At 61.8% G+C, this 26,899-nt stretch carries 27 protein-coding genes, 1 tRNA gene and 3 pseudogenes; 18 read left to right on the forward strand and 13 right to left on the reverse strand.

Annotated features, from left to right (window positions below):
* Positions 1-39 precede the first annotated feature (39 nt).
* Positions 40-1,383 carry a M20 family metallopeptidase gene (locus tag ACFHWW_RS13640; protein ID WP_379938686.1) on the reverse strand — a complete coding sequence of 448 codons (1,344 nt, stop codon included), beginning with the start codon at positions 1,381-1,383 and terminating at the stop codon, positions 40-42.
* A 429-nt stretch (positions 1,384-1,812) separates the two neighbouring features.
* On the opposite strand from ACFHWW_RS13640, the gene ACFHWW_RS13645 reads away from it, so the two are divergent.
* The gene (locus ACFHWW_RS13645) at positions 1,813-2,061 is read left to right on the forward strand and encodes a hypothetical protein (protein WP_018094292.1); all 249 of its coding nucleotides are present in this window, start codon (positions 1,813-1,815) and stop codon (positions 2,059-2,061) included.
* A gap of 24 nt (positions 2,062-2,085) precedes the next feature.
* Here ACFHWW_RS13645 and ACFHWW_RS13650 read toward each other — a convergent pair whose 3' ends face one another.
* Together ACFHWW_RS13650 and ACFHWW_RS13655 are read right to left on the reverse strand one after the other, a co-directional pair.
* Complete coding sequence (locus ACFHWW_RS13650; RefSeq protein ID WP_100669473.1) at positions 2,086-2,655, reverse strand: MgtC/SapB family protein; 570 nt, start codon at positions 2,653-2,655, stop codon at positions 2,086-2,088.
* Positions 2,656-2,780: 125 nt separating this feature from the next.
* Positions 2,781-3,212 carry a hypothetical protein gene (locus ACFHWW_RS13655; protein WP_379938688.1) on the reverse strand — a complete coding sequence of 144 codons (432 nt, stop codon included), beginning with the start codon at positions 3,210-3,212 and terminating at the stop codon, positions 2,781-2,783.
* A gap of 307 nt (positions 3,213-3,519) precedes the next feature.
* Here ACFHWW_RS13655 and ACFHWW_RS13660 point away from each other — a divergent pair, with 307 nt between their 5' ends.
* Both ACFHWW_RS13660 and ACFHWW_RS13665 read left to right on the forward strand, forming a co-directional pair.
* Positions 3,520-4,176, forward strand: a complete 657-nt coding sequence (locus ACFHWW_RS13660; RefSeq protein WP_379938690.1) for a hypothetical protein — start codon at positions 3,520-3,522, stop codon at positions 4,174-4,176.
* A 199-nt stretch (positions 4,177-4,375) separates the two neighbouring features.
* Complete coding sequence (locus tag ACFHWW_RS13665) at positions 4,376-4,741, forward strand: hypothetical protein (RefSeq protein ID WP_018094296.1); 366 nt, start codon at positions 4,376-4,378, stop codon at positions 4,739-4,741.
* Here ACFHWW_RS13665 and ACFHWW_RS13670 read toward each other — a convergent pair.
* Positions 4,725-5,009 carry a hypothetical protein gene (locus ACFHWW_RS13670; RefSeq protein ID WP_379938692.1) on the reverse strand — a complete coding sequence of 95 codons (285 nt, stop codon included), beginning with the start codon at positions 5,007-5,009 and terminating at the stop codon, positions 4,725-4,727. The genes ACFHWW_RS13665 and ACFHWW_RS13670 overlap by 17 nt on opposite strands.
* Before the next feature lie 7 nt (positions 5,010-5,016).
* On the reverse strand, positions 5,017-5,829 hold the full coding sequence (locus ACFHWW_RS13675) for a thioredoxin family protein (protein ID WP_275596720.1): 813 nt from the start codon (positions 5,827-5,829) through the stop codon (positions 5,017-5,019).
* Between the two features lie 121 nt (positions 5,830-5,950).
* Between ACFHWW_RS13675 and ACFHWW_RS13680 the strand changes: the two genes are divergently transcribed.
* The 3 genes from ACFHWW_RS13680 (at position 5,951) to ACFHWW_RS13690 (ending at position 8,492) form a co-directional block, all read left to right on the forward strand.
* Positions 5,951-7,174 (forward strand): helix-turn-helix domain-containing protein, encoded by a 1,224-nt coding sequence (locus ACFHWW_RS13680; protein WP_379938694.1) that lies wholly within the window; start codon positions 5,951-5,953, stop codon positions 7,172-7,174.
* 34 nt (positions 7,175-7,208) lie between these two features.
* Positions 7,209-7,853, forward strand: coding sequence for a glutamine cyclotransferase (locus ACFHWW_RS13685; protein ID WP_379938696.1), 645 nt, complete (start codon positions 7,209-7,211; stop codon positions 7,851-7,853).
* A gap of 270 nt (positions 7,854-8,123) precedes the next feature.
* Positions 8,124-8,492 (forward strand): DUF1236 domain-containing protein, encoded by a 369-nt coding sequence (locus tag ACFHWW_RS13690; RefSeq protein ID WP_379938698.1) that lies wholly within the window; start codon positions 8,124-8,126, stop codon positions 8,490-8,492.
* A 12-nt stretch (positions 8,493-8,504) separates the two neighbouring features.
* Here the strand turns inward: ACFHWW_RS13690 and ACFHWW_RS13695 are convergent, their stop codons facing one another.
* From ACFHWW_RS13695 to ACFHWW_RS13705, 3 genes and pseudogenes are all read right to left on the reverse strand, one after another.
* Positions 8,505-8,687: a hypothetical protein gene (locus tag ACFHWW_RS13695; RefSeq protein ID WP_379938700.1), complete on the reverse strand. Its 183-nt coding sequence runs from the start codon at positions 8,685-8,687 to the stop codon at positions 8,505-8,507.
* A gap of 216 nt (positions 8,688-8,903) precedes the next feature.
* Complete coding sequence (chrA, locus tag ACFHWW_RS13700; RefSeq protein WP_379938702.1) at positions 8,904-10,325, reverse strand: chromate efflux transporter; 1,422 nt, start codon at positions 10,323-10,325, stop codon at positions 8,904-8,906.
* A gap of 1 nt (position 10,326) precedes the next feature.
* A pseudogene (locus ACFHWW_RS13705) lies at positions 10,327-10,518 on the reverse strand (chromate resistance protein ChrB domain-containing protein); the annotation flags it as partial.
* A gap of 4 nt (positions 10,519-10,522) precedes the next feature.
* Between ACFHWW_RS13705 and ACFHWW_RS13710 the strand changes: the two are divergent.
* The 3 genes and pseudogenes from ACFHWW_RS13710 to ACFHWW_RS13720 form a co-directional block, all read left to right on the forward strand.
* Positions 10,523-10,624, forward strand: a pseudogene (locus tag ACFHWW_RS13710) (LysR family transcriptional regulator); the annotation flags it as partial.
* A 204-nt stretch (positions 10,625-10,828) separates the two neighbouring features.
* A complete protein-coding gene (locus ACFHWW_RS13715) occupies positions 10,829-12,337 on the forward strand; it encodes an ATPase domain-containing protein (RefSeq protein WP_379938704.1) in 1,509 nt (502 codons plus the stop codon).
* Entirely contained in the window at positions 12,321-14,366 is a 2,046-nt protein-coding gene (locus ACFHWW_RS13720) for an ATP-binding protein (protein ID WP_379938706.1), read from the forward strand. The genes ACFHWW_RS13715 and ACFHWW_RS13720 overlap by 17 nt, the downstream gene beginning before the upstream one ends.
* 190 nt (positions 14,367-14,556) lie before the next feature.
* Here ACFHWW_RS13720 and ACFHWW_RS13725 read toward each other — a convergent pair whose 3' ends face one another.
* Positions 14,557-15,141 carry a helix-turn-helix domain-containing protein gene (locus ACFHWW_RS13725; protein WP_379938708.1) on the reverse strand — a complete coding sequence of 195 codons (585 nt, stop codon included), beginning with the start codon at positions 15,139-15,141 and terminating at the stop codon, positions 14,557-14,559.
* A 159-nt stretch (positions 15,142-15,300) separates the two neighbouring features.
* Between ACFHWW_RS13725 and ACFHWW_RS13730 the strand changes: the two genes are divergently transcribed.
* From ACFHWW_RS13730 to ACFHWW_RS13745, 4 genes are read left to right on the forward strand one after another with little or no spacing between them, the layout of a single operon-like run.
* Positions 15,301-15,786: a fasciclin domain-containing protein gene (locus tag ACFHWW_RS13730; protein WP_379938710.1), complete on the forward strand. Its 486-nt coding sequence runs from the start codon at positions 15,301-15,303 to the stop codon at positions 15,784-15,786.
* Positions 15,787-15,815: 29 nt separating this feature from the next.
* On the forward strand, positions 15,816-16,040 hold the full coding sequence (locus tag ACFHWW_RS13735; protein ID WP_379938712.1) for a DUF378 domain-containing protein: 225 nt from the start codon (positions 15,816-15,818) through the stop codon (positions 16,038-16,040).
* Between the two features lie 58 nt (positions 16,041-16,098).
* A complete protein-coding gene (locus ACFHWW_RS13740) occupies positions 16,099-16,587 on the forward strand; it encodes a TspO/MBR family protein (protein WP_379938714.1) in 489 nt (162 codons plus the stop codon).
* Positions 16,584-17,093: a hypothetical protein gene (locus ACFHWW_RS13745; RefSeq protein ID WP_324762975.1), complete on the forward strand. Its 510-nt coding sequence runs from the start codon at positions 16,584-16,586 to the stop codon at positions 17,091-17,093. The genes ACFHWW_RS13740 and ACFHWW_RS13745 overlap by 4 nt, the downstream gene beginning before the upstream one ends.
* Before the next feature lie 273 nt (positions 17,094-17,366).
* Here ACFHWW_RS13745 and ACFHWW_RS13750 read toward each other — a convergent pair whose 3' ends face one another.
* Positions 17,367-18,728, reverse strand: coding sequence for a hypothetical protein (locus ACFHWW_RS13750; RefSeq protein ID WP_379938716.1), 1,362 nt, complete (start codon positions 18,726-18,728; stop codon positions 17,367-17,369).
* Between the two features lie 64 nt (positions 18,729-18,792).
* Positions 18,793-20,445, reverse strand: a complete 1,653-nt coding sequence (locus ACFHWW_RS13755; protein ID WP_379938718.1) for an AAA family ATPase — start codon at positions 20,443-20,445, stop codon at positions 18,793-18,795.
* A gap of 1,202 nt (positions 20,446-21,647) precedes the next feature.
* Between ACFHWW_RS13755 and ACFHWW_RS13760 the strand changes: the two genes are divergently transcribed.
* The gene (locus ACFHWW_RS13760; RefSeq protein ID WP_379938720.1) at positions 21,648-22,085 is read left to right on the forward strand and encodes a hypothetical protein; all 438 of its coding nucleotides are present in this window, start codon (positions 21,648-21,650) and stop codon (positions 22,083-22,085) included.
* A gap of 78 nt (positions 22,086-22,163) precedes the next feature.
* Positions 22,164-22,498, forward strand: a pseudogene (locus tag ACFHWW_RS13765) (restriction endonuclease).
* A 30-nt stretch (positions 22,499-22,528) separates the two neighbouring features.
* Here the strand turns inward: ACFHWW_RS13765 and ACFHWW_RS13770 are convergent.
* Together ACFHWW_RS13770 and ACFHWW_RS13775 are read right to left on the reverse strand one after the other, a co-directional pair.
* Entirely contained in the window at positions 22,529-23,464 is a 936-nt protein-coding gene (locus ACFHWW_RS13770) for an HNH endonuclease (RefSeq protein ID WP_379938722.1), read from the reverse strand.
* Positions 23,465-23,750: 286 nt separating this feature from the next.
* Positions 23,751-23,824: transfer RNA gene (locus ACFHWW_RS13775), tRNA-Gln, on the reverse strand.
* 317 nt (positions 23,825-24,141) lie between these two features.
* Here ACFHWW_RS13775 and ACFHWW_RS13780 point away from each other — a divergent pair.
* The 3 genes from ACFHWW_RS13780 to ACFHWW_RS13790 are packed head-to-tail and all read left to right on the forward strand — an operon-like array spanning position 24,142 to position 26,868.
* The gene (locus ACFHWW_RS13780; RefSeq protein ID WP_026168537.1) at positions 24,142-25,746 is read left to right on the forward strand and encodes a Ppx/GppA phosphatase family protein; all 1,605 of its coding nucleotides are present in this window, start codon (positions 24,142-24,144) and stop codon (positions 25,744-25,746) included.
* Complete coding sequence (locus tag ACFHWW_RS13785; RefSeq protein WP_324762982.1) at positions 25,743-26,480, forward strand: RlmE family RNA methyltransferase; 738 nt, start codon at positions 25,743-25,745, stop codon at positions 26,478-26,480. Before ACFHWW_RS13780 ends, ACFHWW_RS13785 begins: the two co-directional genes overlap by 4 nt.
* A gap of 4 nt (positions 26,481-26,484) precedes the next feature.
* Positions 26,485-26,868 (forward strand): VOC family protein, encoded by a 384-nt coding sequence (locus ACFHWW_RS13790; protein ID WP_018094309.1) that lies wholly within the window; start codon positions 26,485-26,487, stop codon positions 26,866-26,868.
* Positions 26,869-26,899 lie beyond the last annotated feature (31 nt).

Here is a 26,899-nt window from a genome sequence, read left to right on the forward strand (position 1 = left end):
CCGCCTCCATGGCGGGTGTCGGTTCGAAAGCAGCAGCAGTCAGTTGGCGAGGCCACACCACTCGACGATGGCGCGGGCATAGATGCGGGCGCATTCTCGCCATTCGCGCATGTTGATGCGTTCATCGACAGCATGAGCGTAGCGGATGTTCCCGGGGCCGAGCACGATCGCTGGAATGCCCTGAGCCTGAAGGAAGGACGCATCGCTTACGGCATTGAAGGAAGCGGTTTTGGCCCGCCCTGGGGGGAGGGCACCCAGCACTGCGGAACGGGCCTCGACGAGCACGTCTACAAGTGGGTGATCCGTCGGAACGTCTGCAGCAGGCCAGTGGCTGCGCCAGGTGAATCTCGGCGGGTTGTCGCGAAGCCAGGGGTCGAGTTGGGCCGCGTGGTGCACATGGCGCTCGATTTCAGCCTTCACCGCCTCGGGGTCTTCTTGCGGCGCGTACCAGACGAGGTAGCCGACATAGGCGTGGTCGGCCATGTAGCCGACGCTCGGAACGCCGACATCGCCGTGGAACACGCCCGGCACGAGCGAAAACAGCCCCGGCGGAAAGGCCGGATGGCGTTTGCTGATACCCCACTCCTGTTCGAGATCCTGTAGCGCTTGCACGACCTTGATCAGTTTCTCGACGGCGTTGACGCCGGCGCTCGAGCCTTCGCCGCCGGCGCGGATAGCGGCCCCGCGGTTGCCGGCATGGGTGCCATGACCCTTGACCGAAATTTCAAGGTTGAAGTTGCCGGCCGAGACGGGAGCGATCGTCAGCGGCTCGGGTTGGGAGGAGGGTTCGGCAACGATGACCGCATCGGCCCGGAAGCCGGCCTTGATCACGGCTGTCGTGCCGTTTTCGTGGTCCATCGTCTCTTCGCCGACGACGGCATGGACCTGCAGGTCGCCCTTCAGCAGGACGCCGGCCTCCTTGAGCGCCGCGATGGCGAGACAGGCAGCGGCAAGGCCGCCCTTCATGTCGGTGGATCCGAGAGCGAAGAGCTCCTCTCCGCGCCGTACCGGCTTCCACGGATCTCCGGAAATCCAGGCTTCGGGCTTGAACGGAGCGACCGTGTCGACATGGCCGTTGAAGAGCAGGGAGCGCCCGCCGCCGGTGCCCTTCAATACTGCCGCCAGATTGACCCGCTGCGGATCGACTGCGATGTCATGGAGTTCGAAGCCGAGGTTGAAGAGATAGGCGCCGATGAGGCGCGTACAGGCCGTCTCTCCGCCGATCACGGTTTCACGGGCAATGCCGGGAAAGCCCGGATTGATGCTGTTGACCGACACAAGCTGCTCAAGAAGGTGCTCCGCGCCGGGGGCGAGGCGGGCAATCGCGTCGTCGATGCGTTCAGAAAGTGCAGAAGCCTGCACGCCTATTTTGGGTGAGTGCATTTCCGGTCCCAAGTTTTCGTTCCCGCAGGCCGTTTCTTGTTCTCGGCCGGCGCCAGGAGGCTTGCCGGCCGCTCGCCCTAGGCGCGGTCCTGTCGAATGAAAAATTGCGCAATTGTCAGACATCTGTCAACAAAAAATATGAGCGACCGATCTCAGGAACGCGCAAACGGGCGCTGCGTTAAGCCGGCCGGGCCTGACTCGGCTGCAACGGCAAGTGATTTATTCGGGCGGAGACGAAAGCTCATGTGCATGTCAGTTGTCTTACAACAAGGTGATTTGAGGCCGCGCCTTTATGAGGAGAGGCGATGGTCATAGCTTTTTTTGTTCTGGCGCCGGAACCAACCTGGTCTTCGCGTGTTTCTCCTCCGGCTGACCGCGAGAGTCGGCCGGCTTGGGCTTTGCCCGGCCGCGGGAGGAGTTTCAAACACGATGAGCAAGCACACGGTGGAGTTTGCCGGCGAGGCTGTCGGTGCGCTGATCCCGGAGAACGGCCGATTGCGGTTCATGGCCGTGAAATTCAGCGTCTGGTCCCTGGAAGGCCAGTTGTTCGCGACGCCGGACGAAGCCCGTAAGGCCGTTGCTGTCATTCATGGCCTGAAGGAGGGTAGGTCGGTCTTCGACAACCGTCCGCTCCCCTTGGGTGGGTATCAGACAACCCCAATTTCCGAACTGCGCTGATCGGGCGGCCATTGGCGGCTCCGATCATCGTTCGCGCACATCGACCCGGTCTCGTGGCCGGTCTTCTCCTGGATCTTCATTCTTCTGCGACGTAGCGTCCGCGTCGAACTCGTCCGGCGCCTTCCACTGCAACGCCACCTCCAGCCGGCCGAGGACAAAGAGCACGACGAGGCTCGCAATGGCGGCGAAGGCCGCTATCAGCCAGAAGCCGAACCCAACCCCGAGACCGACGGCGCCGGCAAGCCACATGCCAGCGCCGGTCGTCAGGCCCTTCACCTCACCCTTCGAAAAGACGATCATGCCGGCGGCGAGAAAGGCCACTCCCGCGGTTACGGCTTCCACGACGCGAATGGGATCGATGCGCACCTCGGGGCCGGAAAGGCTTTTCATGTGCACGCTTTCGATGGCGACCACCGCGAAGATCGCGGAGGCGAGGCTGACGAGAATGTGGGTCCTGAGCCCGGCCGGCCGCTGCCGCTTTTCACGCTCGACGCCGATCATTGCACCGAGCAGGATGGCGCCGAAGAGCCGCGCGAATATCACTGAATAAGGTGTTTGGGTATCGACAAGGATGTCGTTAAAGACTTCGTTCATGAAAGACGAACGCGCTCCGTCACTCGACCGCTCGGGGCGGATCTGATTGCAGAAGTGCGGGATGGCGCGGCAAAGCGCGTCATCCCGCTCGACTTCATCCCGCTCGACAAGGGGCGTTCGTCGATCTACTGCGCAGGAGTGCTCTGCGGCTGGGCCGGCGTGGCAGGTGCTGCCGGTGCAGCTGGCGTCTCGGGCGCTGCCGGGGTCTGGGTCTCAGGTGCTGCCGGCGCCGTCGTTCCTCCGGCGGGCGGCGTCGCCTGGTCCGTAGGTGCGGCCTGATCGGCAGGCGCGGGCTGATCCGTAGGCGCGGCGGCCGGCGGGGTCGTCTCGGATTGGCTCGGCGTGACCGGCTCGTTCTCGGCGTCCCTGGTCAGCTCTGCCGGCAGCCAGGCGATCAGCGCGAGTATCAGGCCAGCAAGAATGATGACCAGCAATGGCCAACTGCTACGGCGCGATCTGGTCACGGGCGCTTCCGGGTCCCGCGGCGTCGGTTGGCCGGTGGCAGGATCGAGCGGCGGTTTCTCCCGCAATTCTTCGTGCTGGTTCATGACATACATCCTTTCTCTCCGTCACCCCGCCTGCAAATCGCCTTTGCATAGATCCCCAAATCAGCATGACCAAAGGGGAGGGGTTCCGTGCCACCGCAAGTAAATTGCGGCCTCGTCGCGCCCCGGTGGGCACGCGACGCAACGATTAACGTCCGGCAGGCTGCAAGGTTCCGTTGTGTCCGCGACCGTGCCGCCGGTCTCCGACAACCTTGCCGGGAGATCCGCAACCGCCGGCCGCGTTTTGTCATAAAACAGTCACAAAGGCAGCTGACCGTCCGCGGTGGCATGGCTGGGGCATCTGTTGCGGAGGATCGAGATGGATGTCGAAGGCATCACCACGGCCAAAGCCCTGACACGCGACAGGCGAATACAGGGCGATTTCCACTACGCCCTTCTCGTCATCTGCTCCTGCATCGTGCTGTTGACGTCGATCGTCATCGCCGATCGGCTTTTCGGCATCGACTACTACGACCTCGTACGCGACCCCAACGCGATTGCCGGGCAGCCGAAGTATTTCGGGTTGGTCTCCAACCTCGGCGTCATTTTCTGGTTTACGGGAGGAATTGCGGCTCTCCAGGCCTATTGGTCCGGCGCCGGCTTCGGCGCGCCGCATCTGCGACGCACGCTTCTCGCCGGCGGACTCTTTTCGGGCCTGATGGGCATCGACGATCTCCTGATGCTTCACGAGGCGATTGCCACGGCGGGCGTCCCGGAGCCGCTTGTCCTTGTTCCCCATATGCTGTTGCTCGCGACGCTCTGTTATCACGCCTGGTTTATCCGCCGGGATATTCAGTGGGTCCTTCTTGCCGCCGCCGTCGCCTCGCTCGGCTGTTCCTTCCTGGTGGACGCGGTCTCGGAGCACTTCGCCGGACTGGTTTTCGTCGAGGAGGGCTTCAAGATCCTCGGCATCATGTTCCTGGCCGTCTTCCTCAGCCTCACGAGCCATGCGGCACTGAAAACGAAGCGCCGCTGAAACGCAGCCGGTAGGGGGAATACGGGCCTGTTGCAGGCGCTTCCAAATCTGCTAGATCATAACGACCTTGGGCCGCGTCGGCCTAAAATCACGAGCGTGGTCGATTCGAACAGGTTGAGAAGCGGGATGCGGGCTGAAAAGCGCACACACTTTTCCTCGTCCCGCTCTACACCATCCTCTGGGATAGGGGCTGAAGACGATGCAGATGGCGAGATTGGCTTGCACTGGTCTGATCCTTGCCGTGTCGGGGGCTGAAAGGCTCCATGCCGAACCGCTTTATACGGTGGCCGACCTTGGAGCCGCGCTTGGCAGATGCTGGACTCCGCCGCAAGGCTTCACGGATTCCTTCGTCACCCTTAGGTTCGGGTTCCGCGGCGACGGTACGTTGATGGGCCCGCCCCGGCCGACTGCGATCAAGGTGAACGGCGACGAAAAGCAGCGGCAGGCATTCGTGACCGCCGCCACCGAGGCGCTGCAGAATTGCGTGCCGCTGGAATTTTCGAAATCACTCTCCGACGAGATCGCAGGCAACGTGTTCACGTTGCAGTTCAAGTCGGCGGAGTGACACGCGGAAGCGCCGGATCAGCTGGCGCTTCCCGTCTTGCGGAAATCAGCTTCAGCCATGGCGCCAGGTGAAAGACCGACATCAGCAAATACATGCTACTCATCCCGTTCAGCAGCGAAGCGCCCTGTATCGAAGCGCCCTGTATCGATGAGCAGATATCCGCATCGCCGCCGGCGGCCAGAAGCGCCATAACCGCGAAAGTCGGTGCGGCGGCGAAGCCCAGCCAGTCGCCGAGGCCTCGCACGACGGTACCCGTTTCAAGCCGCATCGGACGGTCACCTTTGGGCATATTCGTCGTGGCGGCGCCACCAGATGCCGTTCTCGTTGCGTCCGAGGGGAGCCCGGTCGAGCCACTGATACATGCCCCATAGCCCATCCAGTCCACGCGCATAGCTGGAATAGGTGTGATAGACGATTCCGTCCTCGAGCGCGAAGGCGCTGACGCCGGGCCTGTCGCGTGTATAGGTGGCGACGTCGGTTCCCGTCATGGCTGCGATCTGTGCGACCGGCCCCTCGCTGCCGCTCGGGTCCCAATCCCGGACTGTCCTGCCCGCGAGCGGCTCAGATGCCGGTTGTTCGGGGATTGGCGGCTCGCGGCGAAAATTATACTCGATGCCGCCCTCGCGCTGTTGTTGTTCGGTGAACCAGACGCAGAAATCGCGGTTGAAGTCGCCATCGTCCGAAGAAGCCCAGGGGAAGCTCCATCCCAGCCGCTGCTTATAGGCCTTGAGCTTCGCAAGCGGCGCGCGCGAAACCGCGGAGAAGGCGACGTCGTGGTTTTCGAGATGAGCGACGATCCCGTTGAACCCATCGGCGATCGCAGAGCAGGACGGGCAGCCGGCCGTATAGTCGGGGCCGAACATGAAATGATAGACGAGGAGTTGCGAGCGCCCCTTGAAGAGGTCGCGCAGCGAGGCCTCGCCCTCGTCGGTTTCGAACCGGTACGCCTTGTCGATCCGTACCCAGGGCAATTCCCGGCGCCACCGCGCCAGCTCGTCGCTTCGCCGCGTCAGGTTCTTTTCGGCCTCGAGCAGGTCGAGCCGCGCTGCCAGCCATTCTTCCCGTGTTCCGATTGCATGTGCCGTCATCATTCTTCTCCTTTGGCCATTTGTCGTCGTACATTGCCCGGGGGCGGGTTGTTCGACCGACAGGAACCCAGACTAGAGCCGGAGATCGCATGGTGAGAGTGACAAGTGTGACGGGATTTCGATGGACTCGCTGATCACCGCTGCGGCACGGGCGCTCGCGGCCGGCGATCTGCTCGGCGTACTGAACCGCGTGGCTTTGCGCGACGACGCGCATGCGCTCGCGCTTCGGGGCATTGCGATGGCGCAGCTCGGAGACTTCGGCCGGGCGAAGACTCTTCTCAGAAGCGCTGCGCATGCCTTCGGCCAGAGACAGGCGGTGGCGCGCGCGCGCTGCATCGTCGCCGAGGCCGAGATTGCGCTCGTCTCGCGGGATCTCGGCTGGCCCACGAAAACGCTCGAAGCGGCGAGGTCGACGCTCGAAGCGCATGGCGATCACGTCAATGCAGCGCATGCGCGCAATCTCGAGGCCCGGCGCCTGCTTCTCATCGGCCGCCTGGACGAGGCAGAACGCGCGCTTGCAGAGCTGGACTCCGGCATGGCGCTCCCCCCGGCGACGCGGGCGGCCCGCGAACTCGTCGTCGCCGGCATCGCCATACGGCGTCTGCAGGCGAAAGCCGCGCGGATAGCGCTCGCCCGAGCCGAACGCGCCGCGCGCGAAGCCAATATCCCGGCACTGACGGCCGAGGTCGAAAGCGCATCGCTCGTGCTCGATGCGCCCGTCGCGCGCCTGATCGGCAGCGGTGGCGAGCGCTCTCTCCTCATCGAGGAAGTGGAAACGCTGCTCGCGTCGGGAGCGCTCGTGGTGGATGCCTGCCGCAATGTGGTGCGGGACGAAAGGCTGGTCGTCTCGCTCGCGACGCGCCCGGTGCTCTTCGCGCTTGCCCGCGCGCTCGGCGAAGCCTGGCCGGCAGACGTGCCGAGAGCCACGCTCCTCGCACGCGCCTTTCGGGCAAGACATGCGGACGAATCGCACCGCGCCCGGTTGCGCGTGGAGATCGGACGGCTCCGCACGGAACTTCATGCGCTGGCGCAGGTGTGGGCGACGAAACAGGGCTTTGTGCTTTCGCCGCGGCGCGCGGGCGCGGTCGTCGTGTTGACGCCGCCGGTAGAAGAGCAGCATGCGGCGGTGCTTGCCCTGCTGGCCGACGGAGAGTCGTGGTCGAGCTCGGCACTGGCGATTGCGCTCGGGGCGAGCCCGCGCACCGTGCAGCGCGCACTCGAGCAGCTTGCGTCGGCCGGCAAGGTACAGTCCTTCGGCCGCGGACGGGCGCTTCGCTGGATGACCCCGCCCGTCCCGGGCTTCCCGACAGTCTTGTTACTCCCGGGCCCGCTACCGAGCGACTAGGATGCGAGACACCTACAGCGACGAGGATGGAAAAATGAAACGATCGAAAGCCGAAATTCTCCAGGAGTACGGACCTTTCCCGAACACCGAGCAGGTGGCCGGCGTCACCTTCGACGGCCGGCACGTCTGGTTCGCGTCCGGCGACAGGCTGAACGCCCTGGATCCGGTGAGCGGCAAGACGGTGCGCTCGATCGATGTCGCCGCACATGCGGGAACGGCCTACGACGGTCGGCATCTGTTCCAGATTGCGGAAGATCGTATCCAGAAGATCGATCCGGAGACCGGCCGCGTGCTTGCCACCATTCCGGCGCCTGCCGAGGGCGGCGATTCAGGCCTGGCCTGGGCGGAAGGAACGCTTTGGGTGGGCCATTATCGAGGGCGGAAGATCCACCAGGTGGATCCCGACACCGGGAAGATTCTCCGCACCATCGAATCCAACCGGGTCGTCACCGGCGTCACCTGGGTCGATGGCGAGCTCTGGCATGCCACATGGGAAGGCGACGAGAGCGACTTGAGACGCCTTGACCCGGAAACGGGAGAAGTCCTCGAAACGCTCGAAATGCCCCCGGGTGCAGGCGTTTCCGGCCTTGAATCCGATGGCGGCGATCGCTTTTTCTGTGGCGGAGGAAGCAGCGGGAAGGTGAGGGCCGTGCGCAGGCCAAGCCGGGTTTCCGCATAGAGGGTCACGGAGATGGACGGCAATGAAGGTCCCAGAGCGTTTAGAAGGGACAATCGCGTTGACTCTGGGACCTTCAGACGACGTGGACGGCTGACGAGGATGCCGCGTGGTCGTCTCAGAGCGATATGCGTCACGAGGAGCAGCGTGCAATGGTTCTAGGACCTTTAACCTTCCCGTGTAGGACCAAGGTCCGATACCGCGACCACGCCGGAACAAAGCTCGCGGCAGGCGATTCTTCACGAGAAGGGATTCGTAGCTGGAGTAGCTCTCATGACAATTGTCCTCGTCAAGAGCTCCGTTGCATTGGGTGTTGCGGTTTTTTTGGCCGCGGCTCCTGTCCAAGCGCAAAGCACAAACGAAATCGGCGCTGCCGGTACGACGGTGGTCGCTGCCGCAGGACCCGTCGAGGGTGCGGCGATCGACCCACCGCCGCGAGGCGTGACGCAATACGTCGAACTGCAGCCGCTTCCGCAACGGCCGCTTGTGCTGCAGGAGCAGATATCCGTTGGCAAACCGGTGCCTGAAACAGTCTTTCTCAATACGGTTCCGGCCGACAGGCGCTATGGCTTTGCGGTGGTCAACGAGAAGCGCGTCATCGCGGATGTGAAGAGCCGCACCGTCGTGCAGGTGGTCAAATAGGCGTGGCGAGCGCTATAGCGCCCCGCCGGTGACCGGGTTCACTTCGGGTTTCTCACTCGTGTCCTTTGCCCCGGGAGGCTGGACCGTTGGTGGTGCGATCGACTCCTCGTCCCGGTGCTTCTTTCGGTTTGCCGGCTGAAGAATATCGGCTGGTTCAGACTGTTCAGGGGTCGCATTGGTATCCTTGGTACTCATCGTCTTCTCCTTTCGGCAGAATGAAAACGGGCCAGCCGCGGCGGAGTTCCTGATGCGGGGCGCCTGGGTACGGCGATTATAGCGACGTCTTCAAGGAACTACGCGGCACCGAGGTGAGCTTGCGGCCGCGGCGCGTCCGCCTCGGTCACGACCGCCATGACATAGGATGAATGCGTCGGAACACCCATCTGCGAGTGGAAGCGCTGCTGGATCGCGTTAAAGAAGCTGGACCCACTCCATGAACAATCCATAGACAAGGCCGATGAGGGAGCAGCCGGCTAAGACTGTCAGCATGCCGATTTTGAACCGGAACACCGCGACCATCGCGCCGACGGTCAGAATGAGAGAGGCCAGGTTCACGGAACTCAGAACCGGCACATCGACCGTCATGCCGAATCCGCGCGCTTCACAGAGTTCGCGAAAGAGCACGTGCAGCGCGAACCAGACCGCCAGATTCAGGATGACCCCGACGACCGCCGCGGTGATTGCCGCCAGCGCGGCGGACAGAGCCCTGTTGCTGCGCATCGTTTCCATGAACGGCGCGCCGAGGAAAATCCAGAGAAAGCAGGGCACGAAAGTCACCCAGGTCGTGAGCAGCGCGCCCAGCGTGCCAGCGAGCAACGGATGAAACAGACCGGGGTCGCGGTAGGCGCCCATGAAGCCCACGAACTGGGTGACCATGATCAACGGCCCTGGCGTTGTCTCAGCCATGCCGAGGCCGTCCAACATCTCGCCGGGCTTCAGCCAATGATAGTGCTCGACGGCTTGTTGAGCGACATAGGAGAGAACCGCATAGGCGCCGCCAAAGGTGACCATCGCCATCTTCGAAAAGAAGATCGAGATGTCGGTAAAGACATTGCCTGGGCCAAAAAACGCGGCAAGTGCAAGCACCGGAGCGAACCACAAAAAGAGAGCGACACCGGCAACCTTGATCGACCAACTGATTGGGGGGCGTGCATGGGGCGGAATCTCTTCGCCAAGCGCGGTCTCGATATCAGCGACTTGCCTGCTGCCTACTTTTCCGTGTCCGTTGCCCGCCTGAAAGGCAGCCCAGCCGGCTCGACCGCCGACAAAGCCGATGAGACCCGCAGCGAGGACGACCAGTGGGAAGGGGGCGCGGAACAGGAAAAGCGCGATGAATGCCCCGGCAGCAAGGGCTATCATGGTGCTGTTCCTGAGCGCCCGACGGCCGATACGAAGAACCGCTTCGAGCACGATCGCCAGAACCGCGGCTTTCAATCCGAAGAAGAGCGCCTGAACGGCGCCGACATTTCCGAGGAGGGCGTAGATCCAGCTCAGCACCATGATGGCGACGGCGCCGGGGAGTACGAATAGGGCCCCTGCAACCAGACCGCCCTTGGTCTTGTGCATGAGCCAGCCGATATAGATGGCTAGCTGCTGCGCCTCCGGCCCTGGCAGTAGAGTGCAATAGTTCAGCGCATGCAGAAATCGGGTCTCGCCGATCCAGCGCTTCTCCTCGACAATGATGCGATGCATCATCGCAATCTGTCCGGCTGGGCCACCGAAGCTCAAAGCCGCCACGCGTGCCCAGACCCGGAGCGCCTCGCCAAAGGAAATACCGTGGCTCAAAGACTGACCTTGAGCGGATGTGGTCGTGTTCTTTGCAGTTTCGGTCAATTCACGCTCCCTTCTTCGGCGACAGCCATTGTGTATCTCATCAGTCGCGTCACGGCACCACGATAGAAGGCGTCGTACGGAAGTAAGCCTGCCTCAACTTGTTCATTGTCGCCCGCGTTCATGCGCGACAGCCCCAGCGAGCGGCGAGAAGGCCCGGTGCTTGCGGAGAAAGATCGAGGCGAGCCGCGTCGGCGCCGGATTACCCTGACATCAAGGTGGAGCTCTACAGCGATAACGGGATGCGCAACATCGTGGAGAAGCGCTTCGATGCCGGCGTTCGTTTGGGAGAGAGCGTAGACCCGCCAAGGACCTGCTGCGGCGTCACCTCACCTGCTGCCACGCTCGAACAGACCGCTCTGCCTCAGGCTCAACGGACGCTCACGACCGCTCGCCGCTCCGGCTGAGTTTGGCTGCGATGGCGGAACGAATCTCCTGGTTTCAACGTCTTCCCCTCTAGGAAACCAGCGCGTTTACTCTACTTCATAGGCCGCCATGGAGGATGTATGACAGACAGTTCAAGTGCAAAAGCGAAGACCGGGGTTGAGGGACTCGACGACGTTCTGTCCGGCGGGCTCTCACGCGGCCGCGTCTTCCTGCTCGAAGGGGCTCCTGGGTCGGGGAAGACGACGGTCGCATTGCAGTTCCTCCTCGAAGGCGCCAGCATTGGCGAGCGCTGTCTCTACATTACGCTTTCGGAAACCGAGGAGGAACTGCGCGACAGTGCCCTCTCGCATGGGAAGGACATCGGCGATCAGGTCGAGATTTTCGAGCTCGTTCCGCCGGAAAGTCTTCTTGATGCCGACCAGCAGCAAAGCCTCCTGTACTCCTCCGACTTGGAGCTCGGGGAGACCACAAAGCTCATCTTCGAAGCCTTCGAGCGGGTGAAGCCCCATCGGGTGGTGATCGACAGCCTCTCGGAGATCCGGCTGCTGGCCCAGAGTTCACTGCGCTACCGCCGCCAGATCCTTGCGCTGAAGCACTTTTTCTCGCGCTCGGACGCAACGGTTCTGCTTCTCGACGACATGACCTCCGACGCCATGGACAAGACTGTCCATAGCGTGGTGCATGGTGTCATCCACCTTGAGCAGCTTGCTCCGGACTACGGGTCTGAGCGTCGCCGGTTGCGGGTTCTCAAATATCGTGGGCAGGCGTTCCGCGGTGGCTATCATGACTTCATCATCAAGACCGGCGGCGTGGCGGTCTTCCCGCGGCTGCGCGCCTCGGAGCACAGGTCGGGCTTTCAGCGGACCGTACTGGCGAGCGGCATCAGTCAATTCGACGATCTCCTCGGCGGCGGCATCGCACGCGGCTCCAGCACGCTGCTGATCGGCCCTGCCGGCACCGGCAAGAGTCTGTTTGCACTACAGTTCGTCGAGGCCGCGATCCGGCGTGGCGAGCGGGCGGCGATCTTCGTCTTCGACGAGGAACTGGGGCTGCTGTTTGCCCGCACGAAGGAGACGGGGCTCGACCTGGAGGCCCTGCGCGACAAGGGCCTGATCCACATCGAACAGCTCGACGCCGCCGAACTGTCACCCGGCGAGTTCGCCCAGCGCGTAAGGGACAGGGTAGCCGGCTTCGACGCCAAGACAGTCGTCATCGACAGCATCAACGGCTATCAGGCTGCGATGCCTGAGGAGAACGCACTTATCCTGCACATGCATGAGCTGCTGCAATATTTGAACAGGCAGGGTGCCAACACCTTTATCACCGTCGCACAGCACGGCCTCGTTGGCGACATGAAGTCGCCGGTGGACGTGACGTACCTTGCAGATACAGTCATCCTGCTGCGCTACTTCGAGGCGGAGGGTCGGGTTCGCCGGGCGATCTCGGTGATCAAGAAGCGCACCGGACAACACGAGGATACGATCCGTGAATACAAGATCGGAACAAAGGGGTTGACGCTCGGCGAACCCCTTTCCGGGTTCCAGGGAGTCCTGCGTGGTGTTCCTGTTTTCGTGGGAGACCGACAGCCCCTTTTGCAAACACTTGACGAGGATGGCGCCCATTCCTGAGCGAGATGTGTTTGGCCTGATCCACGCCCCGCTGGGCCGCGACGGGCAGATTGCGGCGGCGTTGCTGCAGGAAGCGGGCTTGGCTGCAAAAATTGCCTCGACCCTGGACGTGCTGGTGGCGGACTTGAACGAGAACGCCGCCTTCGCCGTGATGACCGAAGAGGCGTTGCGGTCGGTCGACCTGCGTCCGCTTGTCTCGTGGATCGAGACGCAGCCGAGTTGGTCCGACCTTCCCTTCATTATACTCACCGCGCGCGGCGGTGGTCCTGAGCGAAACCCAGCCGCCGCCCGACTATCGGAAGTCCTCGGCAATGTCAGTTTCGTCGAGCGGCCCTTCCACCCGACGACATTCATCAGCGTCGCGCGTTCCGCGATGCGCGCGCGACGCCGGCAATACGAGGCGAGTGCCCGTATGGAGGCACTGGACGAAGGGGAACGCCGCCTTCAAACGGCGCTGGAGGCCGGCCGCCTCGGGGCTTGGGAACTCGATCTGGCCACAAACGGCTTGACCACCTCGCCCACCTGCAGGGAAATCTTCGGCCGCTCGCCGGAGGACGGCTTCACCTACGAGGACTTACTGCAAGCGATCCACCCGGATGACCTGGCACGCATGACGGAGGCGGTGCGCAACACGATGGAAACGGGGGCCGACTACGCCATCGCCTACCGGACTGTCTGGCCTGACGGCTCTGTGCACGGCGCTGAAATCCGCGCGCAACTTCACCGGGACCGCACCGGGCGGCCGATCAAGCTGGTCGGGGTCTCAGCCGACATAACCGAGCGCCTGCAGGCCGAAGAACAGCAGCGGCATCTCAACGAGATGCTTGAGGAACGCGTGGCGGAGCGGACGCGCGAGCTGCAAGAGGCGCACAGGCTCGTGCTGGCGGAGGTCAGTCAGCGGGAACGGGCAGAGGAGCAGCTTCGCCACGCGCAGAAGATGGAAGCGATCGGCCAGCTCACCGGCGGAGTGGCGCACGACTTCAACAATCTCCTGATGGCGGTGCTCGGCAACCTTGAACTCATCCGAAAGCATGTAGCCGGCGATGCGAAGGCTACGCGGCTGATCGACGGAGCCTTGCAGGGCGCACAGCGCGGCGCGTCGCTTACCCAGCGGCTGCTTGCCTTCGCCCGCAGGCAGGACCTTCAGGTGGGCCCGGTAAACCTCGCCGGACTCGTGACAGAGATGGAGGATCTTTTGCAGCGCTCGGTCGGATCGCGGATCGCCATCGAGGTGGCCGCTCCGGAGCGCCTCCCGCCCGTGTCGGCCGATGCGAACCAGGTGGAGCTCGCCCTCCTCAACCTGGCCGTCAATGCCCGCGACGCGATGCCGGATGGCGGAACGATCCGGATCGAGCTGAAGGAAGCGGAGCAGCCGGCGGTATCGGAATCCCTTGCACCCGGACGCTATGTCCTCCTGTCGGTTATCGACCAGGGCCAGGGCATGGACTCAGCAACTCTAGAGAAGGCGATCGAGCCGTTCTTTTCCACCAAGGAACTCGGCAAGGGTACAGGCCTTGGTCTTTCCATGGTTCACGGACTGGCCTTGCAGTTGGACGGCCGGTTGAAGCTGACAAGCGCCCTCGGTCACGGGACCACTGCGGAACTATGGATTCCGGTGTCGACATCCGAGAGTCACGAAAAAAAGCAGGAGGTCGCGGCAGTAGGCCCCCGGAATGAAGCCGGCCCCAAGCGGATCCTTCTCGTCGACGACGACGTCCTGATTGCCATGAGTTCGGCTGACATGCTGGCTGACCTCGGCCACGAGGTCGTGGAGGCATATTCAGGAAAGGAGGCGCTCGCCTTGATCGATGGCGGCGCCACCTTCGACCTGTTAATCACGGACTACTCGATGCCGGGCATGACGGGAGCGGAACTGGCGAAAGCGGCGCGTGACCGTATGCCGGGGTTACCCATCGTGCTGGCCTCTGGCTACGCGGACTTACCGTCGGGCGTGGAAATCGACGTGGCCAGGCTGCCAAAGCCGTATTCCCAGGATCAACTGGCTCACATGCTTGGAAAGCTATTGTAGCTTCTCGACAGTACGAACTGTCACAGGCGTGACCTTTAGGGCATGAGCCCGATCCCATGGTTGCGGTCGCGCACCGCAGCAGCTCCTTGGGATCGCCTGTCCATAGCAGACCGGCAGCTTCCGGCCTCCGTGAATCCTTATGTTGGCAATCCATGGGGATGAGTTTCTGGAGTATTCAGTCGACGGCCGCCTATGAAGAAGTCACAACGATAGCCGTTGACATTTCCTTGCCTTCACGGCGGTAACTGTGCGGAACGCTAGAGTCAAAATACATAGCGTCCCCCGTATCCAGCGCTGCCTCCTTACCATCCACATTGACTATAAGCCGACCGTTGAGCACGTAGATGAATTCGGCGCTGCCATGTTGATGCGGCTCTGACGGCGGCGCATCGACCGGAAACTCGGCGTAGAACGACTCCATGCGGCGGTCGGAAGCGGGATAGTCCAGGCTTTCGAATAGAAAGGCGGGGGTCTTTTCGCCCGGCGGGCTTGGAAGTTTGAGACGCTGCCGCTTTCGGACGACCGCAATGAGCGGCTCCTCCTTGTCGACATTGAAGAAGTGATCGAGGCCGACGCCGAAAACCATGGCGATCCGAAGCAGCGTGGGCAGCGTTGGAAACATCTGCCCGCGCTCGATCTTTGAGAGCATCGCAGGCGAGAGCCCCGTGTGCCCGGCCAACTGCACCAACCCCAGCTTCTTTCTCAGACGCAGTGCCTTGATGCGAGGACCGATTGCGTAGCGCTGGAGCTCATTGGACAGCGTGTCAGAGAGCACGTCTCAAACTCCTTTTCATGTCGTGAAACTATCACAACGAGAATTATCTTCACAAGAGAATTAGCGTTCTTCTCACGAAAATTTGAGTAGAAAGAAAACCGGTTTGCTCCACATGAAAGGTGCGGTGCATTTCGCACCCCTGATCGAGAGGAGATTGCCATGAAGTTGAGAAGCCTTTTGTTCGCGGCAGCGATCACGCTCGGAGGCAGCGTCAGCGCGTTCGCCGCGGAGAAGGACGTCGTCGACACCGCCATTGCGGCGGGTCAATTCGAGACGCTGGCTGCAGCGCTCGAGGCGGCAGGTCTGGTCGCCACTCTCAAAGGGACTGGTCCGTTCACGGTCTTTGCTCCCACCGATGAAGCTTTCGCCAAATTGCCGGCCGGTACCGTCGAAAACCTGCTGAAGCCGGAGAACAAGCAAAAGCTTACTGCCATCCTCACCTACCATGTGGTCGCGGGGAAGGTGATGGCCGCGGACGTGGCCGGTCTCGACCAAGCGAAGTCGGTAAATGGCAAAATGATCGACATCGAAGTCGAGGGCTCCACCGTAAAGGTCAACGACGCCGCCGTCACTGCTGCCGACATTGCTGCCTCGAACGGGGTCATCCACGTCATCGACGAGGTGATCATGCCGCGGGAGGGCTGACCTTTCATCCCTCGACCTGGAGAAGAACCATGAAGTTTATCAACGTTTTCACTCTCATCCTCCTGATCGTAGGTGGCCTGAACTGGGGGCTGGTCGGATTATTCAGCTTCGACCTCGTGGCCGCGATCTTTGGGGCTGGCTCGGGGCTCGCCCGGATCGTTTACATCCTGGTGGGGCTGTCGGCCGCCTGGCAGATCATCCCCCTCTTTTCTACGATGGGCTCCGGCAATTTCGCTGCCGGGCAGAACCGATAGGACTTGGGAGGGATCCGCTTTCCTCGTCGGCGGCTCCCTCCATCTTTTGCCGATGGACATGTCTTCCCTCCTTCTCCTGGCCGTCTTCGAGCTTGCGAGCTTTGCTGCGGCGGCTCCCGGCGTGATCTTCAGGCCGGGTGCCTGGTACCAGCAGCTCGACAAGCCAAGATGGCGCCCGCCCGATTGGCTGTTCGCTCCGGTCTGGACCGTTCTCTATGCATTAATCGGACTGTCGGGCTGGCTCGTACTGATTGAGGCAGGCATTGCCGGCGCAGCACTGCCACTAGGTGTCTATGCAGTGCAACTTCTGCTCAATGCTGCGTGGACGCCGATCTTTTTTGGACTTCACCGACCCGGGCTGGCCGTGGTGGAGATCGTCTTGCTTTGGGCCGCGATCCTCGCGACAATTATAGTGTTTTACCCCGTGAATGCGGTGGCTGCCTTGCTGCTTGCTCCTTACCTCGCCTGGGTGAGTTTTGCGGCGGCACTTAACATGTCGATCTGGCGGCGCAACCGCTCGAAACCAATGTTGCAGGGCGCCCGATGAGAACCCGATGGATCCTCGTGAATGATCGGATGCAGCAAGGCTACCGGTACGCTCTCGTTGCACCCGTTGGCCGTGACTTTCATCCCGATTTCCAGCCAGACTTGACACCCGCCGAGATGCTTGCGCTCGGCGTGTTCGGTGGCAAATACATGACCGACTGCCGTAACGAATTCCCCAACAGCTGGTTTGCAGAGGCCCGGCTGTCGCCGCTTCGCAAAGACCCATCACTCAACTGGTTCGGTGTCGACGCCAGCCAACCGCTGAGCGTCTGGCGAGCCAAGGGATGGATACATTCCGACGATCCGCGTGGCTGGTTCCAGTGGTACTGCCGGTATCACCAAGGACGTCGCATGCCCGGCGAGGACGAGAGACAGATCGCCCGTTGGAAAGCTATTCGCCGCCATGTCGCTCAGCTTCGCCGAGCCTGCGAGCCCGGGGATTGCTGGTGCCGGCCGCGTCAGCGCCAGGCTCTGCTGCATTGGGCCTATGACAGCCGTTCGATTTGACTTTTGTGCCGGTGCTCAAAAACGCCCGGAGCCTCTGCATTTTTCACAAGGTGGTCACCCGCCACACGACTGGGCGACGATCATGCGATCGATGCTGTCTGTCTCGCATGGCATCTGCGGGGTGTCGCCAAATCCGATGCGCGCAAGGACATGTAGGGAGAATTGGCTGGGGAACCTGGAGCCGGACGGCTATCCCAATACCTGTTTTCTTTCGACCGGTTGCGCAATGTCGCCTCAACAATGTGGAGGTAGATTGTGGGGTGGTCAACAATACTATGAACGCAACCGTAACGGATCATCAGAAGACGTAGCCTCTGCCGCCCAATCGATGCACATAATCAGACACAGGCGCGCGAGTTGCTCAGCTATTGATCGAGTCGAGGTCCAATCGTGACCAATCTTCATGTTGGTGCCGTGGACGGTCCTGCTTCGTCCTTCGCTGTAAATCTCATCAACCGCGTGCTTCATGGTGGGGCCATCGGCCCAGAGTGCCTGATCATCTTTGATGCCAACCCTCGCTGTGATGACCTCTCTTATGCCTCGGGCCTTTCCTCCGGATGCCAATGCATCCAGCACAGATGAGAACTTTACGATCGCCATCAAGGCAACGGTCTCACGACAACCTTCGTGAAACCACAGCAAGGCCTGCACCAACGTGTTCATGACTCGCGGTCGAGCCACGTCTCCAGAAGGACTGACGACATACTCAAGCACTTCCCCGATTATCTGGAAATGATCTTGGCGTTCCTGAAGCTTCTGTTCCCATTCGCCAGACTTCAATCGCGGCCCATGAGGCATATGACTCCAACTGGAGCCGGAGAGGACGGCCTTTCCCGGAATAAAGGACATGGTCTTCTGCCTGCGAGGGCCTCTGTCGTAAAGCAGGTTCATTCCGTGCAGAGCTTTCGAAGGGGTCTGCCACAGGAGGGCGATCCCCGTGATCGCCAGGCGAGCTGCGGTTAGCGCCTTGTCGCGTCCGGCCTCTGACCCCAATCCTTCGGTTAGGATGCTTGAGACGAACGAGGACTCTGAGAAAGCTTGAAGAACATCAGTTTCGTCTATGCTGCTCCTAGAAGGTCGCCTTTTCTTGAGGTGCTTTCCATTCCAGGATTGGATCACGCGACGCCGCGTCACAGCGGAGATGTCGCGCTCTTGGGTTTTTCGGTGGAGCCATGTTTCTCTGTCTTCGAACTTCACAGGTCCGATCGAGAATGGCTTCACGTCAGAGTTGCCGAACAACGTACAGCCGAAGGCGTATTCCCGGATGCCATGGTGATTGACGTCCCGCTTGAGCCTTTCCTGTACTTTTGCAAACACCTGAGTAGTGTTCTCAGAGATATCATCATCAAGGTCTATCTGAGCGAGAGCCGGTCCGAAGCTCTTACGCACCATGGCTCGCCATTCGGCCGTGGTGAACCTCGGCTTAAGCGAAGTATCCAAGGAGAGAAGTTCATCCGCGACCTTCGCGATGTAGTCATCGATCTTGCCTGAAACGTAAAGACTGCCACCGTTCCCGGCATCGATCACACGAGGGAATGGGAAGTCATCATCACCATTCCGCAAGCGCTGAGGATGTTCCTGAAGTTCAGTGAGGTCCTCGATAATCACCTGGATACGCGCGTGTATTGAGTTCATTGCGGCAAGCCCTTCGCCGTCGCACCTGTCCGATAGTCGGCCTTGCCATCACCCAGCGATTCGATCACGCGGCGTCGATGTCGGCCTTGAGTGTACTGAACAAATTCCGAAGTGTTGACAGAGCCTCGGCATCGTCCATTAGCAACTTCCGAACCGCGCTCTCATACTGCGCTTTTCCTTGGAAGCCGAGGCCGGTTGCAATCCGATCCAGCGCTGGGGTCTCGCGAGCCGGATATCTCGCGACGATCACACCGAGGTCCCCGTCATCGCATGCTTGCATCAACCTCGCGACCTCGTCCGCAACAATCGCTGGTACGTCGATCGTGACGTCGATCGGCTGCGCTTGAGCGATGTTGGATCGACTCGGGAGCCTGCTCATTAGTGACTGCCGGATCGAGGCTTCGACTACCCGCTCGGAAAGGCGTTGGATGTGCGGTCGAACCGAGTCGATGGCTGCAGCCTTGGCCTGTTCAAGCAACTGATCAGCGTCTGCACCAGTCATTTCGTGTTGGCGAGTTGCCAGGCGCTGAAGCACTTCGGCGTGATAGTAGATGGATTCGACTGCATAGACCGGTACAGCGTAGACGCCCTTCTCCTTCAGTTCAGCAATCACGCCTTCCGGCCGACGATCATTGTCCACAATGCCAAACGCTCGCAACCAGTGCAAATCGTGCGCGTCACGGATGCTCGATACAGCGTGTTCGACATCACGACAGCTCGACTTCGGGATCACAGATACCTGAGGGAACAGCAGACTATAGAGGGGCTTGTCCAGGCTGCTTTCGGTCCCCTCGACGAAGAGCAACTTGCGGCGACTTCCTAGGACATCTTGTTTCAACTGTTCATCAATCTCAGTGTCAGTTGCCACGAGGTCCGCATCCCAGTTCATGACCTGAGAGTTTTGGTACGCACAGCCCCTCACAAGAAGAGTTCGGGCATCCGGATTGTCCAACGGGAGCATGACGTCGTGCGTAGATATCACGAACGCGCAGTCGTCTCTTTGTGAAAACAACAGTGTAAGAAGGGGCGAGATGATGGACCGATGGAGATGTCTCTCCGGCTCATCGATGAACAGGATCGTCTCCGGCCTCGCGGTTAGGACATTGGCAGCGATAAGCAGAGCATTTCGCTCTCCATCCGACAGCTCAGCGATACTATACTGCGGTCCGCCGTTCCTGTTGGCCATAACCTCTTCAGACTCTTTTACGCTGATCTCTATCGGAATATTCGATAGTTTAAGTAGCTCGTTGATAACTTTTATTGGGGCGTCGCGTTTCGACAGTTGGCGAGCCAGCGCGATGTCGTCTGCATCTACAGCTTCCGCAATTCCTCGTGCGCGAACATTCTCAGCATCAATGAGATCGTATATCGCGACACTTGCGCGTTGAGCCGAGTAGTTGTCCATCCACCGGGAGTGAGGACTCGTATCTTCACTGAATATGCTGGTCTCTGTGCTCTTCTTTTTCTGGGCCGACAAAGTCATTGCATTTGAGGGAAACCACGTCTGCCGATGAGCCGAAATTCTCCGGGCTCGTCCATGATGGGAGGTGTAGAAGCGCTGAAGCAGACTTGACTTACCAGTTCCATTCGCACCCAGGACGAAGAGCACTTCCCCCGTTGCGAGGGTAAAGTTCAACTGAACGCCCGATGCAAGCTGTACACTCAGGTCGAAAGGCATTGACGAGGTTTCCTGGCGAATCAACGGTTTCAGTTTCAAGTTGCATCCTTAAGTAACTGAAACCCTCGTGAACTGGATAGCCATGACCTTCGCTAGCCCTCGATGGAGCATGAAAAAAACCGCCATCAATGGGCTCGCAACCCTCCGGCGGTTTTTCATCAAGGTGTTCCAGAATGTTGGACGACATCGCTGACATTGTAAAGCTGCCGTTGTTGACGAACGGGTGAGCCCTCGGCTGGGACATACCTCAGCCAAGCCAACGGATTTCATAACCTACAGCGTCAACAAATTTGGCTCGATGGCTTCGAGGCGCTATGCCGAGGCACAGCGGCTTGCGAGCCGCGAGCGAATCAGGAAAGCGGAGCAGCGCGACCGATGTCGGGCTGAGCAGGAATTCGACATCGATGCAGCACGGTTTGCGCAACAGCACATCAAGCAGCGAGACTTGTTCGCGAGCGGCTGGCCGAGGGCAATGTCCAGCGCGGCGATCGCCAGGGCGGCGGCCGGTGGCGAAGAGGCGTCACGAGAGGGGGCTGCGATCCGAAGACAACACGGTGCTCAAGTACTTCGTGACCCTTGTGCCCAAAGGGGCCGATTGCGGGCATCATGGGACAAGGCACGGCTGGAAGTACAGTGCTCGCAAAAGATCCTGACGCTGGATTTCCCTTAGTCGAACTGAACCGGGAGTTCATGGCTGCGGTGCGGTTAACTGCGACGGCGTCTTCCTGTCATCGGAAGCTTGTGTAGCCGCACTTCGCGAACGTGTTCGGGAAGGCGCGATTCCGTGCCTGCCTCATATCATTGTCGGCGACAGGCTGGAGGACGGGCGCTATTCCCGGCTGCATTTCGTATGGCTGCTGCCGCAGGGGGCTGCGGTGTGGCGGAGCGACGACGAGCGGTGCCGGAGGGCGCCGTTTAAGTTCTTCAATGTGGTCGTGCGCGGGCTGGCTACGGCGTTGTTGACATTGGCGCAGACACCGCTGCTCCGACGGACGATGACGGAACGCATGAATGCCCGACCTCGCCGTGCTGGCACACCATCACGCGAACATGGACAATGTGGCCCACGTTGTCCGAGTACGCGGACTATGTAGACACCGGCGCGAGCCGCGCTGTTCTCGCTTGCAGGGCGGCGGCGGTGCAGTCTGGCCTTAGCCCCATAGCGTCGAACCGGCTGTTCGACGCACTGCGCGAGGAAGGGCATCGGCTCCCGGCCGAATGGTATTTCGGAGCCCCCCCGGATGCGTGGTAGCCGTGCCGCGTTGGCTGACGAACTCCACGATGCGCTCGTCGCTTTCGCGGAGAGGGCTGGGTTGGGCGAAGAAGGCGTAAGATATGTGACGGGCAAGGTAGCTGATCACCTCGCCGGACACTTCGACGCGGCGAAGCTGGAAGGGCCGCGCCGCATCCGTGGTCGACTGCTCGACGTCGTGGACGGCCTGAAGTCGTTCAAGGAGCGCCAGCAGGTAGGCGGACGGTATTCGGGCAAGGCAAAGGCCGCGAACGTTTTCCAGCGGCTGCGAGAAGCCCATCAACGGCTGGTCGCCTCAGGCGAGTCCATTACACGGGCATCGCTGGCTAGGGCGGCCGCCGTCTCCGTCCAGACGGCCACGGCGCGGTGGAGCGTGGTTATGCCTATCGAAAAACGCAAGCGTAAGACGGTGCAGATAAGTGTATAGATACAAAGGTTGCTTCAGCGCCTCCTTGCCAACAGTCCGACGTTCTTCGAACAACTGATCGTCGATCTCCTCGTTGCCATGGGCTATGGCGGCAGCCACAAGGACGCCGCCGCCCAGCTTGGCCGCTCCGGTGACGGCAGTGTCGATGGCATCGTCGACGAAGATCGCCTCGGCCTAGACGAATCTATGTCCAGGCCAAGCGCTACGCACACGGCAACCCGGTCGGCCGCCCGGACGTGAACGGCCTCGTTGGAAGTCTCGTCGGCCTCGGCGCCACCAAGGGCGTCTTCGTCGCCATCTCCGCATTCAGCCAGGAACTGGCCGAACTGATGATCGAGCACGGCGTGGGCGTTCGCAGCTATCGCACTGTCGAATTTAAGCGGCTGGACGAGGACTTCTTCGGCGAGGACTGAGCTGCTGCGTGGAGGGCGGAAATCATCTGCTCACCCCTTGAAGACCCGCTCGCGATGATAGCGCAGAAACTGTGAATGGGGCCGCTCGTCTGGTCGTGCCGGCACGAGCAGGCGCCGTTCCAAATTGATCAGCCGCGTGATGGTGTCTGGTACGCCGCCGCTTGCGATCAGCAGACTGTAGTCGTCGTCGACCGAGATCAGCCCGCGGTCGAACATCCAGTGCAGGGTGCCGGAGAGTGCGAGGCCGTTTCGCACGCTGTCCGGCCCGCCTTGCGCTACGGGGCGAATGTGCGCTGCCTGAACTTCCGATCGTCCGCCCCCGTTGATCAGCTTCAGGCCGGTGACGGCGCAGGTGTCTTGGTAGGCAGTCTTGATGGCTGCGGAGAACGCTCGATCCCGGAAGGGGCGTTGTACGACTTGGGCGACGATCCTGCGATCGATGCTGTCTGTCTCGTACGGCATCTGCGGGTTGTCGCCAAATCCGATGCGCGCTTCCTCGGCCGGATACGGCGCCTGCCGTTCGCGGTCACGCTTCCCGAGGACATGCGCGAAGCCGGCGCCAAGGATCAGGTCATATTCGGCGTCGGGGATGTTCCGGACAGCGCGGCCGAACGCGCCTTTGTTCGTCGAGCCGTCCTCCTTGCGCAGGGCGCTCTCATAGTAATGATCCGCCTCCTTGAATGGGACGGCATGATCGAAAGGCAGGAAGTCCTCGATCAGGGCGTAGAAGTGGCCGGGTTTCGATGGGTCTTCGATGATGTCGGCAATTCGGGCCGTCGCAAAATACGCCTGCTTGCCACCAGATTTCATCAGATCACCACTCGGGCGTCGGGGTTCATAGTAGACTATCCAGTCCCCGCGGGCCGCCTCGACCTGACGCAAATAGGTCCGCGGAAAATGGTACCGCTGTTCTGGGAGATCGTCATAGGTCGGATCTACCTTGGTGGTAAGTATGGCCTTCGCCATGGGATGGACTTGCTCTCACTGGAAATCAGGTTGCCGGGACCTTGGTACCAGGCGGCAGGCTGACTTGAAAGGGCTCGGATACTCGCCGTTTCAGGCCCCTATTATAGCGGAAAGCGTGCACGTATTGATCGTGGTTGTTGCTTGCGCTTCGCGCGAAGGGTCGGCTGCCGCGCGCCGGCGCCTGGGCATCACCGTTGGGCACCAGTTCCGGACATCAGGTCGCCAATGATGCCAAAACGGAATCCGGCACGACGGAAAAATCAAGGAACTAGGGGAGTAACAAAACTGGCTGGGGAACCTGGATTCGAACCAGGACTAACGGAGTCAGAGTCCGCTGGTCTACCGTTAACCTATTCCCCAAGGCCGCTGGCGGTGTGTATGCGCCGCGTCGGTGTGGCGGGCTTATAAACAAAAGAACGCCCGATGCAAATACCTTTTGCCAAAAAAATGCGGCCGGGCTGTGTCCTTCTGCTTCTGGGTTGAGCCTCGATAAGGGTCTCGTCCTTGGTCGGTCTTCGGCAACCGGTGGGGGAAAGGCGGTGGGGTTCGCCGGCTCCGCTATGGTTCCAAAAAAAGTTTGGCGAAAGGAGGCGGCGCTGGTACAGTCGCGCCAACGCAAAATCGAGAGAGCGCCTTGAGCGGCCGTCAGGCTTCGCGCGGCGCCATGGTTGAGACAAGTGAAAGACCCCGATCACGGCGATAAGCCGTCTGAATCCGGGGCGTCGGCAGCAGGCCGCAGCGAGGGGCGCATGGGCGCGTCGCGGGGCGGCAAGGGCAAGCGGCGGCGGCGCAAGCCGTCCGGTTCCCCGTCTGCAATTGCCAGCGGATCCGGTCCGTCCGGAGAAGCAGGGCGTCCCGCAGCACTGAACGAGGCGGAGCCGTCGCGCAAGCGCAAACGGCGCCGGCGTTCGAAATCAGCAAGACCGCAAGATCAGTCCGCTGCCTCCGGTGCAAGCGCGCCGGCGTCGGATGCGGCCCTCAGCGACAAGAGGGGCGCCCAAAAGCGCAACAGGAAGGCGCGCCATCGGCGCGGCCTTCAGGGGCGGCCGCTTGCTTCCGCGAGCAACCCGACGACAAACCTGCGGCCGGGAGGCCGGCCGGGCGAGCGGTCCGGCGATGCTCCGCGGCCGCGGAGCGGCGAAGCCGCCGCGCAGCAGCAGGCGCGACCGGAGAGGCTCGGTGCACCATTCGTCGCGCCGGGCGAGCCGCCGGCACCGCTTTATGCGGCCCTTGATCTCGGCACCAACAATTGCCGGCTGCTCATCGCGCAGCCGACCCGGCCGGGCCAGTTCCGTGTGGTCGATGCGTTTTCTCGAATCGTCCGGTTGGGCGAGGGGCTCGGCGCCAGCGGGCGGCTTTCGGAGGACGCGATGGAGCGCTCGGTCGAAGCGCTCAAGGTCTGTGCCGCCAAGCTCGGTGCCCGATCGATCCGCCGGCGCCGGCTGATCGCGACCGAGGCTGCGCGTGCGGCTGCCAACGGCGAAGCCTTCATGAACCGCGTCGCCGAGGAAACCGGTCTCGAACTCGAGATCATCGATCGCGAGACGGAGGCACGGCTTGCCGTGTCCGGCTGCTCGTCGCTCGTCGACCGCGAAACCCGGTCCGTCGTGCTCTTCGACATCGGCGGCGGCTCGTCGGAAATTGCGGTCATCCGGATCGGCGAAAATCGCTCGAGCCGGCTTGCCAATCACATTACCCACTGGACTTCGCTGCCCGTGGGCGTCGTCACCCTTTCCGAGCGCCACGGCGGCGAGCATGTGACGCCCCAGAGTTTCGAGGTGATGGTGCGCGAGGTCGAGGCCATGCTTGCCGGCTTCGAGAGCCCCTCCGTCGACGCGCTGGCAAGCGGCTCCTATGGCGGCGGCTTCCACCTGATCGGAACGTCGGGAACCGTGACGACGCTTGCCGGCGTGCATCTCGATCTGCCGCGCTACGACCGCCGCCGCGTGGACGGCCTCTGGCTTTCCGATGACGAGGTCTCGGCCATGCAGGCGCGCCTCCTCTCCTGGGATTTCGCCGCACGTGCCGCCAACCCCTGCATCGGTCCGGATCGGGCCGATCTGGTGCTTGCCGGCTGCGCGATCCTCGAGGCGATCCGCCGCCGCTGGCCGTCGAGCCGCATGCGCGTCGCCGATCGCGGGCTTCGCGAAGGGCTGCTGACCGATATGATGGCTGATGACGGGGCCTGGCGCCGGGGGCGTCCGCGCCGTCATCAGCGCAGCTTCGGTTCTCCGCAGGCGGGCGAGGAACGGGTAAAGCGCCACGAAGGAACCGAGGCATGACGAAATCCCCGATCGGCGGCAATCGCAGCGGCCGCAAGCTCGGACAGAAGGTCAAGAAGGGCAAGCTGAAGGCGTCTTCGCGCCGCTGGATCGAGCGCCACATCAACGACCCCTATGTTCAGCGGGCGCAGCTCGAAGGATACCGCGCAAGAGCGGCGTTCAAGCTCCTGGAGATCGACGAGAAGCACAAGATTCTTGCTGGCGCCAAGCGCATCATAGATCTGGGCGCGGCACCCGGAAGCTGGTCTCAGATCGCCGCCAAGGTGACGAACTCGACCGATGCCGATCCGCGGGTTGCGGCGATCGACTTCCTCGAAATGGATCCGATCCCGGGCGTCCGCTTCCTGCAGATGGATTTCCTGGATCCCGAGGCGCCGGAAAAGCTGAAGCAGGCGATCGGCGGAGCTCCGGACCTCGTCCTGTCCGATATGGCGGCGCCGACCACGGGCCATCGCCAGACCGACCATATCAGAACCATGCATCTCTGCGAGGTGGCGGCGCATTTCGCCGTCGAGGTACTCGCGGAGGGCGGACATTTTCTGGCGAAGACATTCCAGGGCGGCACCGAGCGCGACCTCCTGAACATGCTGAAGCAGAACTTCCGCCAGGTCGTCCATGTGAAGCCGGCGTCCTCCCGTGCCGAATCGGTCGAGATGTTTCTGCTCGCCAAGGGTTTCAAGGGCCGCCATGGGCTTAAGACCGACGAGCCGGCAGAGGGTGCTGCGGAGGAATAGTGCCATGCTGCTATATGTGACCCTCGGCTCCAACGACCTCGAAAGGGCGGGCGCTTTCTACGACACGGCGCTTGCGCCCCTCGGCCTCAAGCGCCGCAAGGAGGATGAGGTGGAGATTGGTTACGGCGCGGAGGGTGACTTCCGCTGCCGGCTTTGGGTGGTGACCCCGTTCAATCGCGAGGCCGCGACCATCGGCAACGGCTCGATGGTGGCGCTCGAGGCGCAAAGCCGCGCGGCGGTGGACGCCTTCCATGCCGCGGCGCTCGCCGGTGGCGGCACCGATGAAGGCGCGCCGGGGCTGCGCCCCTTCCATGCAAATTTTTACGCGGCTTACGTCCGTGACCCGGACGGCAACAAGCTTTCGGCGGTCTGCGAGCGGCCGGAATAGGCGTTACGAGGCTTGCTTGAGAGGGCAAAGG

Origin of the sequence: Sinorhizobium sp. P24N7, assembly GCF_042436655.1 — a bacterium.
GTDB classification, from domain to species: Bacteria; Pseudomonadota; Alphaproteobacteria; order Rhizobiales; family Rhizobiaceae; genus Sinorhizobium; species Sinorhizobium meliloti_A.